Source organism: Haloplanus sp. GCM10025708 (assembly GCF_042663985.1).
Classification (GTDB): Archaea; Halobacteriota; Halobacteria; order Halobacteriales; family Haloferacaceae; genus Salinirarus; species Salinirarus marinus.
The window spans coordinates 2,087,803-2,099,572 of sequence record NZ_JBHSZA010000011.1 but is presented as its reverse complement, the minus strand read 5'-3'; the positions used below and the strand labels follow the sequence as shown (position 1 = coordinate 2,099,572).

Here is an 11,770-nt window from a genome sequence, read left to right as displayed (position 1 = left end):
GATCCCGGCCCCGCGCCGGCAGGGACCGCCGAGCAGACTCCCACGTCGAACGCGTCGGCCGCGCCGGAGACGACGGCCTCGCCGCCGGCCACGTCCGCGCCGGCGGGGACGAATCCGTGGGGGACCGATCCGATCGTCGTCGCCGTCGACAACGTGGGCGAACCGGGACGGTCGTTCGCGTCGCACGTCCGCGACGCGGCGGCCTTCTGGGAGGCGAACGCCGACCGCTACGCGGGCTACCCCGTCGCTTACGAGGTCCGGCCGAACGCGACGGCTCCCGACGTCGTCGTCAAGTTCGTCCAGACCATCCCGGATTGCGGCCCAACCGAGGACGCCGTCGGCTGTGCGCCCCGCGTGACCGCCGCGGGACAGATCGATCGCCCCGAGACGGTGTGGATTCGGACGGGCCTCTCCGACGAGTCGACGCGCCTCGTCCTGAAACACGAGTTCGGTCACACGCTCGGACTCGGCCACGACGACGCCCCGCGGGACGTGATGCGGGCCGCGTCCGTCCTCTACACCGAACCGCAACCGAACGCCACGGAGCGCTCGTTCCCGTGGGACGATGCGGCGTTCACCGTCGCCGTCGACGCCGCGAACGCGTCGAATCCCGACGGCGCACGGGAGCAAGTGGATCACGCGCTCGGCTACTACGAGTCGGGCGCGCCGGGGATGCCGTCGAACGTCACGTTCACGCGAGTAGCGCAGGCCGACGCCGGAGGCGACCGTGCCGACGTCGTCGTCCGCTTCGGTCCGACGGAGGGGTGTTCGAAGTCCCGAGGCTCCTGTATCAACACCGTCGGCACGGACCCCGACGGCGACGGGGCCATCGAGGTGTACACCCGGGCCGAAATCACCCTCCTCGACGTCGATACGACGGCCGTGGGGTGGCACGTCGGCTACTGGCTGGCGTTCGTCTTCGGTGCCGAAGACGACGCCGAGAAGCCGCCGCCGTTCCGCGACGCCGGCTACCGCGAACGCCGGGGCGAGTGGTGGCGGTGACGCGCCGGATTCTTTGCCGCGGCAGTCCAACCCACACGCGTGGACGCCGAACGACTCGAACGCGAACTCGAACGCGCCTTCGACGGGACCGACGCCCAGCGCCGCGTCGTCGTCCGACAGGCCCGCGACCTCGCGGACGCCGGGAAGATCGCGGCCGATCGGGGACGGCCGCTCACCGCCGAGACGGTCGTGCGGGAACTCGCGGACGCGCCGGCAGACGCGTCGCTCCCCGAGCGGTGGAACTGGTGGATGGGCGCGCTCGACGCCGCTTACGGCGGTTACGAGGCGTTTCAGGTCCGGCGCTATCCGAGCGAGTGACCGTTTCGGCCTTGACCGGCGTCGAGTGCACGCACCGACGCCGGGCGCTCAGACGGCGTGTACGGGGCCGTTTCGAGGCGCGTCAACCTCGAAGCCGCGCTCCCGGAGTTCGGTGGCGAACCGCTCGCATCGGTCCCCGTGGTTTATCAGGACGGGAGTGTCCTCGTACGACTCGAGAAACTCAAAGAGGCCGTCGCGGTCGGCATGCGCGGAGAAATCGTACTGCTCGACCTGCGCGCTGACGGGCATCACGCGGCCGTCGATCTCGGCGCTGCCCGTCTCGATGAGGTCCCTTCCGGGAGTTCCTTCGACCTGATAGCCGGTCATCGCGACCTTGTTCACCGGGTTGGACCGGATCTCGGGGATGTAGGTCATAGCGGGGCCACCGGACAGCATTCCACTGGTAGTGATGATCGCCGCCTTCTGGTCGGTGATGCGCTTGCGCTGGCCGTCGCGGCCGGTGACGAATCGGGCGTGGGACTTCGCACGCCGAAGCGCGTCGGCGTCGCGGACGAACTCGGAGTACTGCCGAAGCATCTCGGTTACTCGCTTGCCCATTCCGTCGACGTAACAGGGGATGTCGTACGCTTCGCAGATGAGCATCATCTCCTGCGTTCGGCCGATGGCGAACGCCGGGACGACGACCGTCCCACCTTCCCAGAGCGTCGTCTCGACGCTCCGTGCGAACTGCTCCTCGACGTCGGCCCGGTCCTCGTGTTCGACGTCGGCGTACGTGCTCTCGCAGATGACGACGTCTGCGTCGGGCCGGGCCGTCGTTCCCGCCACGAGGCGCTGATCGGCAGTGTGGAAATCCCCCGTGTAGAGCAGTCGGGTGTCGCCGTCGTCGACGAGGACGTGCGCGCTCCCGGGGATGTGACCGGCGTTGTAGAACGTGACTTCGTGGCCCGCCGCTTCGAACGCCTCGCGGTAGCCGTGCGTCTCCGACACTTCGGTGACGCGCTTGACGTCGTTCCCGGTGAACGGGCAGTTGTACGACCCGCCGTGGAGCTTCAGCGTGTCGCGGGCGAGCGTGAGCGCGAGTTCGTGCGTGGGCGGGGTCCAGTGGATCGGCGGTCGGGAGTCGCCGGAGAGCAGCGACGGCACGGTGCCGACGTGGTCGAGGTGGCCGTGGCTCACGACGACCGCGTCGGGGTCGACGTCGCCGACGGGGAACTGCGGAGGCGTTCCGGTCTTCGTCCCGTAGTCGAGCAGGAGCGAGTCGTTGACGAGGATCGCGCTCCGGCCGACTTCTCCCGCGCCGCCGAGGAACCGAACGTCCATCGTCGTCGTCTACCGGCCCCGGCCGTTTGACGGCGTCGGTTCCGTCGAGCGTCCGGTTCGGCTCGTCCCGGGACGAGAGCTTTTTGCCGGTGACGCGACCAGGTCCTCCCGATGACAGACGAGCCTGAATCGCCGGAGCGGCCGGCAGACCGCGAGTCGCCGGTCGGTGCGCCCGTCGTGCGGGCGGATCCGGCGGTGACGGGCGAGCGCGCCCGAGAGGCTGTCGGCTTCGACCCCGACGACCCGGAGAGCGTCACCCTCGCGGCGGAGACGGTCCGGTCGTTCGCAGAGGAGACCCACGGGTCGGAGGACCACGTCTACATGCTCCGCGGGGCCGCCGCCTGTGCCGCACTCGTTCGCGGCGTCGGCTCGTACAAGGAGGCGGCCGAACGCGCCGGCGGCGACGTCTCGGTCGGGTTCATCCGCAAGTGGGCGCGCGTCCACGACCTGCCACAGGCGATCCGTCGACACGTCGCCCGCGGCCACATCGCGCCCACGGCCGCGAAACACATCGCTCGCGTCGCCGGCGACGCCCGGTACGCCCTCGCGTGGGCGGCTCTCGAAAACGACCTGACCGTCCGCGAGATTCGCCGCCTCGCGAGCGAGGTCAACGACGACACGTCCGTCGAGGACGCTCTCGCCGCCCACGACGTGACGTTCGGCCGCATGACGCTGACGCTCCCCTCCACCGAGTACATCGAACTCCGGCGGCGAGCGTCGCTGTCGAACCGGACGCCCGACGACCTCGTGGCCGAGGCGCTCGCCGCGTATCTGCGAGAGTAAACGCTTATACCGCCCGTCCCCGAAGCGTTTCGCGTAGGGCCGGTAGCTCAGTCAGGCAGAGCGTCTGGCTTTTAACCAGACGGTCGGGGGTTCAACTCCCCCGGCCCGCTCTTTGTGCGAACGCAGTGAGCCACAGAGCGACGGCTGGAGGGTGTTGAATCAGGGAGGAGCTTGCTCCGACCGTGGTTCAACTCCCTCCCGGCCCGTGAGAAATCCGCGAGCGACAGCGAGCGGTTTCGAACGACTCGTGGTGGGATCGAACGACGGAACGAGGGAGAGAAGCGACCGAAGTTCCGGGAGTTCAACTCCCTCCCGGCCCGCTTCTGCTCCGAACGACGGCGGTCGTCCCGATCACGCCGTCCGCGCCCAGGCCGGGGTGTCCACGTCGGTCGTTCCGAGTCGCGTCTGCGCGTAGTCGTATCTGACCGTCCCTCTGGTGTACGTCACCGTCGTCTCGAGTCCGAGAATCCGTCCCGCTTCGGTGACCACGATCTGGCCGGTCCCGGACTCGCCCGCTCCCCACGTCGCCGAGTGCGTGTTGTTGTAGACGCCCGTGACGTCGTAGACGAGCGCCGTCGTCCCGTTTCGCTCGACGGTCCGGTTCAGTCGGAGTTCGTAGAGCAGGAGGTGCGACTTGAGCACCCACCGGTCGATCGACCGGCCGACCTGAACGAACCGCGCCTCCGACCGGCTGACGACCGTCTCGTTTCGCACGCTCCACTGGGACAGCGTTCCGTCGGCGAAGTACGCCTCTCGGTGGTCGCTTTCGCCCACGATCGAGGCGTACATCCGTTTCGATCCGGGATCGATTTGCATGTCGAGCGTCGTGTTGACGGGGCGATCGAGCTCCGACTCGACCGCTCTGGACCGATACGTCACCGTCGTCGACGGTCCGGTGAGTACGGCCCGATAGTGAGCGGCGAGCGCGACGCTGGCGTTTTCCACGCCTGTCTCCGACCATCCCGCCGGGAGCGTCCTCGACCCGGAAGCGGGCGGTTCGGTCGGCGTCGGCGTTACGCTCGGCGTCGGCGTTACGCTCGGCGTCGGTTCCGTCGTGGATCGTGTCGGCCCGTCCGACGCGGGGACGGTACAGCCGGCGACGACGACGACCACGACAGCGACCGCACTCAGTGTCGTTCGATCCATACACGAACGAGAGACCAGTGTCCCCATTAGCGTCACGTTTCACGCCGGCCGACGGGAGCAAAAAGCACTTGTCGCCGACTTCCATGTGCCGATACGAATGGCCCCGTCTCGCCGTTTGCGCCTCCGCCGAACCGTCTCACGCAGTCGCCTGGTTCGCGCGTGGCAGGACTGCTACTGGCTCGTCGTCGGGGTCCTCGTCGCGTTCGGCGTCGTCTCGATGGGGCGACCGTTTCTCGGTCGGCACGGGTACGGGCCGCCGCTCCCCCACAACGATTCCGTCATCCTCGAATACGTCGGCTGGTTTCTCGCGCAGGGGAACACGCTCTACACCGACATCTGGGAGATCAAACCCCCGCTCGCGTTCGCTCCGACGTACGCCTTCGCCCACCTGACGGGGAGTAACATGTATCTCCACCACCTGCTCGGCATCGCGACGACGACCGCCGCGCTCGCCGCGACGGCCGCGTTCACCGCTCGCATCGTGGGGACGGTGACCGAGTCGCCGGAGGCGGGGCGGCCGCGGGGATCGCCTTCTTCGCTTTGCCCGACCTGTTCTACCTCCCGTGGCTCGGGTACAAAGCCAAGATCATGGTCTTCGCGTTCGGGCTGGCGGCGCTGGACCGGGCCGTTCGCGGGGACCACTTCGAGAGCGGCGTCCTGGCCGGGCTCTCGGTCGGGTTCTGGCAGCTCGCGCTCGTCTTTCCCGCGGTGACGACGCTCTACGCCGCGCGCACGAAATCGTGGGCGAACGTCCGGCGACACGTGCTGGGTGGCGCGCTCGCGCTCGCGGCCATCCTCGCTACGCTCGTGCTCTACGCCGATGCCGGCGGCTTTCTCGCCGAGGTCGTCCTCGGCCCGGTCGTCCTCGAGACCGAGCAAGCGCCGTTCGACCCGAAGGCCTACCTCGCGTTCTTCCCCGGCAGTACCGGCGGCTGGCTCACGCTCGCCGGCCTCAGCGGTCTGGCCGTCGCGTTTCTCGACTCGGAGGAGCCGACGGCCCGGCCGCTGGCCGTCGGCGGGCTCCTCGTCCTCGGCGTGCTCTTCGTCGACTTCGACGGCCTCTGGGACACGGTCTATCCGCTCGTGTTCACCGCCGTCGGCGTCGGCGTGCTGGTGAGTCACCTGTCGCGCCGAGCGCAGGTCGCGGCGGTGGTCGTGCTGGTCCTCCTGGTGACGCCGGCGTTCGCCCCGAGCGAGTTCATCCGGCAGGACCCGGTCGACACGAAGCCGTCCGACGGACTCCCCGGCGATCGACGCGGAGCGCGAGTCGGTCTACTGGAACCACCGACCGATCGAGTCGTGTCGGTTCTTCGGCGCAGGAACCCAGCGAAGCCTCCTGCAGTACTATCCGAACGCGGACGTGCTGGCCGAGGCCCCGTGTGGGGAGCTGGATCTGTACTGGGCCGTCACCCGCCAGCGGCTGTTCGGCTCCGACGCCCCTCCGCCGAGGTAGCGCGAGTCGGCGCTTCCGCGAACGTCTCCCTTTTCCGTCTGCCGCCGCTACAGGGAGCGATGACAGCTACCTCACAGCCCAGCCTGACCGTCTACTCGGACTACGTCTGCCCGTTTTGCTACCTCGGCCGGCAGGCGCTGGCGCAGTATCTGGAGACGCGTGACGACCCGCTGACCGTCGACTGGCATCCGTTCGACCTGCGGAGCGAGAAACGCGGCCCCGACGGCGACATCGACCACTCGGTCGACGACGGGAAAGACGACGACTACTACGAGCAGGCCAGACAGAACGTCCGCCGGCTGCAGGAGAAATACGACGTCGAGATGGTCCAGGAGATCGCGACCGACGTCGACTCCCTGCCCGCACAGATCGCCTCCGTCTACGTCGACGAGACCTACCCCGACCGGTGGCGCGCGTTCGACGAGGCAGTCTTCGACGCGCTCTGGGTCGACGGACGGGACGTCGGCGACATCGACGTCCTCGCGGACCTCGCGTCGGACGTCGGCCTCGACGGCGACGAACTCCGCGCGGCCGTCGACGACGCCGACCGGCGCGACCGGGTGTTCGCCCGGTTCCGGGAGGCCCGCGAGTTCGGCATCACCGGCGTGCCGACGTTCGTCTACGGCGACCACGCCGCCCGTGGCGCGGTCCCGCCGGAGCAACTGGCGAGCCTCGTCGAAGGCGTGTGACGCCGTCTGCCGGAACCGAAACGCCGACGTCGGCTCCGGACCGTGCGTCCCGGTGAGCCATGGTGGACAGACGAAAACTGTTCGGCATGTCGATCGACGAAATCGTGATGGTACGGATCGGACACCTCGTCGCGGCGCTCTGTTTCCTGTTCGTCCTGCCGGTACTGCCGTTCGTCCTCGCGGCGGCCGCGGTGTCCGGAGCGGTCCGTGACGACGCTCCCACCGTCGAATACGGCACCGACTGACTCCTCGTCGGTGAGAACGGGGGCTTTTTCACTCATCCCGGTGTCAGAAATTATAACTGGCGGGCGAGAGTACGTCGTACGACGGCCCGCCGCGGGACATGACCGACACGACGAGACTGCGGACGACACGACCGCCGAGAGAGCGAGGTCGAAGCGGCCGCGAGGATCGGGGCCGCGTAACGGCGCAGTCGGGCAACGCCGGTCGCTCTCGCGGGTCGACGGCGGACGGACGAGGCCACCTGCCATGACCGACGACACTGCCACGGTCCTGATAGTCGAGGACGAACGGGCGCTAGCCGACCTCTTTTCGAACTGGCTGAGCGACGACTTCGACGTCCGGACCGCCTACGACGGCGAGCAAGCGCTGGCGAAAATCGACGACGAGGTCGACGTGGTCCTCCTCGACCGTCGGATGCCGGGGCTGTCCGGGGACGACGTCCTCGAACGCGTCCGGGAACGCGACATCGACGCGACGCTCGCGGAGTTCGAGGATTCGGACTTCGCGGCGGCGTTTCGCGACCTCGGCCGCGACGGCGACGAGGAGTGACGACGGACGGAGACGCGGCGCGAAACTCACGGGTTTCAGCGCGAACGCGGCGACGTGCCGACGGGCGCTCACGCGTTCGTCCAGCCGAGCACTGCCCGTTCGAGTCGGTCGAGCGCGTCTTCCACCGAGAGGTCGTCCGTATCCAGCGTGAGGTCGGCCTCCGGCGGGTCGAACTCGCGGTAGACGACGTGGACCCCCGCTCGTCGATGGCGTTCTCCCGGGTGCGGTTCCGGGCCAGACAGGTCGACAGCGACGCCGTCACGTGGACGAACCGCACGCCGTCGAGGCGGCGAAACCGCGTCTGCCACTCGCGTTTGTAGAACGTTCCGTCGACGATCCAGCCGGCGTCCGTCCCGGCGACCCGGTCGTACAGTCGTTCGTACGTCCGCGAGGAGAACGCGTCCGAGTGGACGACGCGGAACGCGAACCCTCGTGCAGTGAGCCGTTCGTGGAGGCGCGTCGCAAGCGTCGTCTTCCCCGCGCCGGGCGGTCCGCAGACGACGACGATCACGACGCGACCGCGGCGGCGACGCGTCCGATCCGGTCGGTCATACGCGGTCGTCGGCGGCGACGTGCCAAAACGCCGGCGTCTACCGCGGGACGAGCGTCGAGACGCGGGCGTTTTCCTTCAGTCGGAGGCCGCCGTCGCTCACGGCGAGGGGCATCCGCGGCAGGCCGTCGACGACGCGGGTCGGGTGGGAGGCCCCGCGTTCGAGCAGTTCCGCCCGCGCCTGCAGGACGGCAGTCCCGGTCAGCGTCTCGTTGTACTCGACGAGATACCGCCCGCCGTCGAGCGACCACCACTCGTAGTCGTCGTCCGGATTCCGCTCGGACGTCTCGTGGGCCGTCGTCGCCGCCGGTTCGAGTTCGTCGCCGCCGAAGTCGACCCGTCCCGGCAGCTCGACGACGTACACCTCTGCTACGGTGAGGTCGACGCGGCCGTCGTGGACCTGCGTCCCCTCGTGGACGAGGCCGTCGACGGCCGCGGCGAGGTCGGAGTCGGAAGTCATCGAACGAATCTAGGGCCGCGAGGCGCAAAGTCCGGGGGCGACTCACCGCCCCATGACCCGCTCGGGCCGGATGCACAACAGGACGCGCTCCGTCTCGATGGGGTTGGGATACTCGCTCTCGCCCATGTAGCGCTGCGCCAGTTCGTCGATGTGTTCGCGGGCCCCCTCCGTTCGAATCTCGTCGACTTCCCCCAGCAGCGACAGCGCGCGGTACGGGTCGTCCGGGTCGGTCATGCTCACGCCGACCCGCGGATTCCGCGAGGCGTTGCGTTCCTTCCGCCGTCCGCGTTCGGTGTTCACCAGCACGTAGTTCTCGTCGGCGTCGTAGTCGACCCACACCGGCGTCACGTGGGGCGTCCCGTCGGGCATCACCGTGGCGACGTGGGCGAACGTCGATTTCTCGAACAGGTCCATGAACTCCTCGGGAATCGAAGCCATCGCTCCGGTATTGTCAGCCAGACTACTTCAGTGTGCGCCCGTCAGGCCCGCGACGTCCGAGAGCCGGCGGACTGGTGGTGGCGATGTCCGAGGACCAGCGCGACGGCGTTACAGGCGAGGAGAGCACCGACGACGTCGAGGGGCGCGTCGGCGACGAGAAGGACGGCGACCGAAAACGGGAGTGCGACGGCGCTCCAGAACGCGACGGCTCTGACGGCGGCGGTGACGCCGCGTCCGAGCGCGTGGAGGCGATACGTGCGAGACGACATACACGTCGAAACGCGCTCCCGGGGTAAAAACGCCCGTCAGACTCAAACGAGCGCTTGAGTCTCCACGCAGATGCGACTCGCTGGGCGGGTTCGTCGGCGTCGCCGCTCGCGACGGCGCGGTGCGCCGACGGGACAAGAGTGATGGCGTCGGGCGACGCACGTTCGGCAACCGGAACCCCGGCATCCACCGATGACCGACCTCTCAGTCGACGAAGACAGACTCAGAACCGACATCGAAACGACGGCGGGCTTCGGTGCCGAACCCGCCGAGGAGGGACGCGGGCGCACGGTCCTGACCGGAACCGAGGCGAATCGCGAGGCGCGAGACTACCTCCTCTCGCGGATGGAGGACGCCGGCCTGTCGGTGCGCGTCGACGCCGTCGGCAACGTCGCCGCCCGGTGGGTTCCCGAGAGCGCCGACCCAGCGGCGGCCCCCGTGGCGGTCGGCAGCCACGTCGACTCCGTGCCGAACGGCGGCATCTTCGACGGCGTCCTCGGCGTCTACGCCGGCCTCGAAGCCGTCCGCGCGATGCGGGCGGCCGACGTCGCCCCGACGCGCCCCGTCGACGTCGTCTGTTTCACCGAGGAGGAAGGGACGCGCTTCGCCGACGGCCTCCTCGGGTCGTCGGTGGCGGCGGGCCATCGGAGCGTCGAGGAGGCCCTCGCGCTCACGGACGCCGGCGGCGAGACGCTGCGAGAGGCGCTCGAAGCCATCGGCTACCACGGCGAGGACCACCTCGACGCCAGCGAGTGGGACGCGTGGCTGGAACTCCACGTCGAACAGGCCCGGACGCTCGAACGCGCGGGCGTCCCGGTGGGCGTCGTCACCACCATCGCGGGCGTCACCCACTGCGACGTCGACATCTCGGGCACCGCCAACCACGCCGGATCGACGCCGATGGACGAGCGGCGGGACGCGCTGACGGCGGCGAGCGAACTCGTTCTCGAAGTCGAGCGCGCCGCGCGGGCGGGCGGCGAGGAGTCGGCGCTGGTCGGGACCGTCGGCAGCCTCGACGTCTCGCCGGGCGCGGTCAACGTCGTCCCCGGCGAGGTGTCGCTGGGCGTCGACGTCCGCGACACCGAGGAGGCGACGATCACGGGGCTGGTCGAGCGAATCGAGGAGCGACTCGACCGCCTCGAAGTCGCCCGCGGCGTGGAGACGTCGCTGACCCGGGAGTTCTACGCACCGCCGACGGAACTGAGCGAGCGACTGCGGACGGCGCTCCACGAGGCGGGCGACCGGACCGGGATCGAGACGACGGATCTCCACTCGGGCGCGTTCCACGACACCATGTACGTCGCGGACGTCACCGACGCCGCCCTCGTCTTCGCTCCCTCGGAAGGTGGCTACTCGCACAGTCCGCGGGAGTGGACCGACTGGGAGGACTGCGCCCGGGCGACGGCCGTCCTCGCGGAGGCGCTCGTCTCGCTGACCGACTGAACGCGGCCGCGTTATGACTTCTCCGACGCTGTTCGAACGACGACTTTGCCGGTGACGCCCGACTCCGCCGCGTAGCGCTGCGCCTCCGCGGCCTCCGCGAGCGGGTACGTCGCGGCGATTTCCGGCTCGAGGCGACCGTCGGCGAGCAGCGAACCGACCCGGCCGAGGACGCGGGCGTGGTCGTCGGTCGAGGCCATCGTGGACATGAACCGGAGGTCGACGTCGTCGAACATCGCGCCGAGCGACGTCCCCGGGTCGAGCGTCAGGTCCCGCCCCTGTCCGATGACGACGGCCCGCCCGCCACGCCCGAGGGCCGCGAGGTCGCCGTCGAGGTTCGCGCCGGCGTGGCTCTCGAGGACGACGTCCACCGCGCCGACGGCGTCGCGGACGGCTGCCCCGAGGTCGTCGGTGCGGTAGTCAACGACGGCGTCGGCACCGAACTCGCGGACGGCGTCGGCGTCGGATTCGCGGGCCGTTCCGACCACCGTCGCGCCGGTGGTCGCCGCTATCTGGACGCCCGCGTGGCCGACGCCGCCGGCTGCTCCGTGGACCAGGCAGGTGTCGCCCACCGAGAGGTCGCCCCGGTCGACGAGGGCGCGCCACGCCGTCGCGAACGCCATCGCGGCCGCGGCCCCCGTCTCGAAGTCGACGGCGTCGGGGAGGACGGCGAGTCGGTCGGCGGGGACGGCCGCCTTCTCCGCGTAGGTGCCGGGGTCGTCCCAGCCAAAGCCCGTTCCGTACACCCGGTCGCCGGGGTCGAGACGGTCGACGTCCGGGCCGACGCTCTCGACCACGCCCGCGAGGTCGACGCCCGCGACGTGGGGGAGCGACGGCGGCGGCGACGGGATCCCCTCGCGGAGTTTCGCGTCGATGGGGTTGACGCTCGTGGCCCGAATCGACACCAGCGCCTCGCCGACGCCCGGCACGGGGTCGGGCACGTCGTCCAGGCGGAGGACGCTCTCGTCGCCGAACTCGTGGTAGCGAATCGCGCGCATTATGCTCCTCGGCGACGCGACTCCGAGAACACCTCGACGGCCTCGTCCACGCCGCGGCGGGTCGTGTCCAACTCACACCGCGACGGTTCGGGATCGCGGTGCGTCCGGCGTCGCTCGCTCGCTCCGAGTGGGGTGCGCTCTGCCATGCTACCT

The 11,770-nt window shown here is 69.7% G+C and carries 13 protein-coding genes, 1 tRNA gene and 3 pseudogenes; 9 read left to right on the top strand and 8 right to left on the bottom strand.

Annotated features, from left to right (window positions below):
• Positions 1–153: 153 nt before the first annotated feature.
• Together ACFQJD_RS14905 and ACFQJD_RS14900 are read left to right on the top strand one after the other, a co-directional pair.
• Positions 154–1,002 (top strand): matrixin family metalloprotease, encoded by an 849-nt coding sequence (locus tag ACFQJD_RS14905; protein WP_379799267.1) that lies wholly within the window; start codon positions 154–156, stop codon positions 1,000–1,002.
• 39 nt (positions 1,003–1,041) lie between these two features.
• A complete protein-coding gene (locus tag ACFQJD_RS14900) occupies positions 1,042–1,320 on the top strand; it encodes a hypothetical protein (RefSeq protein ID WP_379799265.1) in 279 nt (92 codons plus the stop codon).
• Between the two features lie 48 nt (positions 1,321–1,368).
• On the opposite strand, the gene ACFQJD_RS14895 is transcribed toward ACFQJD_RS14900, so the two are convergent.
• Entirely contained in the window at positions 1,369–2,601 is a 1,233-nt protein-coding gene (locus ACFQJD_RS14895; protein WP_379799263.1) for an MBL fold metallo-hydrolase, read from the bottom strand.
• A gap of 111 nt (positions 2,602–2,712) precedes the next feature.
• Between ACFQJD_RS14895 and ACFQJD_RS14890 the strand changes: the two genes are divergently transcribed.
• Positions 2,713–3,384: a DUF7119 family protein gene (locus tag ACFQJD_RS14890; RefSeq protein WP_379799261.1), complete on the top strand. Its 672-nt coding sequence runs from the start codon at positions 2,713–2,715 to the stop codon at positions 3,382–3,384.
• 36 nt (positions 3,385–3,420) lie between these two features.
• Positions 3,421–3,492: transfer RNA gene (locus tag ACFQJD_RS14885), tRNA-Lys, on the top strand.
• A gap of 243 nt (positions 3,493–3,735) precedes the next feature.
• On the opposite strand, the gene ACFQJD_RS14880 is transcribed toward ACFQJD_RS14885, so the two are convergent.
• Positions 3,736–4,530, bottom strand: a complete 795-nt coding sequence (locus ACFQJD_RS14880) for a hypothetical protein (RefSeq protein ID WP_379799259.1) — start codon at positions 4,528–4,530, stop codon at positions 3,736–3,738.
• Positions 4,531–5,070: 540 nt separating this feature from the next.
• Between ACFQJD_RS14880 and ACFQJD_RS14875 the strand changes: the two are divergent.
• The 4 genes and pseudogenes from ACFQJD_RS14875 to ACFQJD_RS14860 all read left to right on the top strand — a co-directional run.
• Positions 5,071–5,259, top strand: a pseudogene (locus ACFQJD_RS14875) (DolP-mannose mannosyltransferase); the annotation flags it as partial.
• Between the two features lie 783 nt (positions 5,260–6,042).
• Entirely contained in the window at positions 6,043–6,672 is a 630-nt protein-coding gene (locus ACFQJD_RS14870; RefSeq protein ID WP_379800548.1) for a DsbA family oxidoreductase, read from the top strand.
• A 107-nt stretch (positions 6,673–6,779) separates the two neighbouring features.
• Entirely contained in the window at positions 6,780–6,917 is a 138-nt protein-coding gene (locus ACFQJD_RS14865) for a hypothetical protein (RefSeq protein ID WP_379799256.1), read from the top strand.
• 244 nt (positions 6,918–7,161) lie between these two features.
• A pseudogene (locus ACFQJD_RS14860) lies at positions 7,162–7,398 on the top strand (response regulator); the annotation flags it as partial.
• Between the two features lie 134 nt (positions 7,399–7,532).
• On the opposite strand, the pseudogene ACFQJD_RS14855 reads toward ACFQJD_RS14860, so the two are convergent.
• The 4 genes and pseudogenes from ACFQJD_RS14855 to ACFQJD_RS14840 all read right to left on the bottom strand — a co-directional run bounded on the left by ACFQJD_RS14855 (position 7,533) and on the right by ACFQJD_RS14840 (position 9,181).
• Positions 7,533–7,975 (bottom strand): annotated as a pseudogene (locus tag ACFQJD_RS14855) (AAA family ATPase).
• Between the two features lie 79 nt (positions 7,976–8,054).
• Positions 8,055–8,474: a dCTP deaminase gene (locus tag ACFQJD_RS14850; protein WP_379799255.1), complete on the bottom strand. Its 420-nt coding sequence runs from the start codon at positions 8,472–8,474 to the stop codon at positions 8,055–8,057.
• Between the two features lie 42 nt (positions 8,475–8,516).
• On the bottom strand, positions 8,517–8,912 hold the full coding sequence (locus ACFQJD_RS14845; RefSeq protein ID WP_379799253.1) for a PPOX class F420-dependent oxidoreductase: 396 nt from the start codon (positions 8,910–8,912) through the stop codon (positions 8,517–8,519).
• A 41-nt stretch (positions 8,913–8,953) separates the two neighbouring features.
• A complete protein-coding gene (locus ACFQJD_RS14840; protein ID WP_379799251.1) occupies positions 8,954–9,181 on the bottom strand; it encodes a hypothetical protein in 228 nt (75 codons plus the stop codon).
• A gap of 190 nt (positions 9,182–9,371) precedes the next feature.
• On the opposite strand from ACFQJD_RS14840, the gene ACFQJD_RS14835 reads away from it, so the two are divergent.
• Positions 9,372–10,622 carry a Zn-dependent hydrolase gene (locus ACFQJD_RS14835; RefSeq protein WP_379799250.1) on the top strand — a complete coding sequence of 417 codons (1,251 nt, stop codon included), beginning with the start codon at positions 9,372–9,374 and terminating at the stop codon, positions 10,620–10,622.
• A gap of 11 nt (positions 10,623–10,633) precedes the next feature.
• Here the strand turns inward: ACFQJD_RS14835 and ACFQJD_RS14830 are convergent, their stop codons facing one another.
• Both ACFQJD_RS14830 and ACFQJD_RS14825 read right to left on the bottom strand, forming a co-directional pair.
• Positions 10,634–11,617, bottom strand: coding sequence for an NADPH:quinone reductase (locus tag ACFQJD_RS14830; protein ID WP_379799248.1), 984 nt, complete (start codon positions 11,615–11,617; stop codon positions 10,634–10,636).
• On the bottom strand, positions 11,617–11,763 hold the full coding sequence (locus tag ACFQJD_RS14825) for a hypothetical protein (RefSeq protein WP_379799245.1): 147 nt from the start codon (positions 11,761–11,763) through the stop codon (positions 11,617–11,619). Before ACFQJD_RS14825 ends, ACFQJD_RS14830 begins: the two co-directional genes overlap by 1 nt.
• Positions 11,764–11,770: the final 7 nt, after the last annotated feature.